The 275-nt window shown below is 45.5% G+C and carries 1 protein-coding gene; it reads right to left on the minus strand.

The genetic code is table 11. The annotated features are described in order from the left end of the window. The coding region (locus tag AB4512_RS07840) for a hypothetical protein (RefSeq protein WP_372174720.1) at window positions 1–275 on the minus strand (275 nt) is incomplete at both ends.

Below are 275 nucleotides of genomic sequence, written 5' to 3' on the forward strand. Positions count from 1 at the left end.
CTCTGGCTCTGGCTCTGGCAAGGATTCAACGACATCTTCAAATTCGTCGCTACCTTGAATTTTAGGCTCAAAGTCAAAATCAGAGTCAATGTTCGCTGGCGACTCTACATCGTCGATGGCTTCAGCTAACCAGTCTTCAACCGTTTCTTCTTCATCTTCAGAGATATCGTTCAAAGACGATGGCGAAGCTTGCTCTTGTACGTCGGCTTCTTTCGGCTCTGGTTCTTGTTGTGCGGTTTCTTCTTTAACTCGCACTTCAAAATCTGGTTTGTCAA

The organism is Vibrio sp. 10N.222.52.B7 (assembly GCF_041474275.1).
GTDB lineage: Bacteria > Pseudomonadota > Gammaproteobacteria > Enterobacterales > Vibrionaceae > Vibrio > Vibrio crassostreae_C.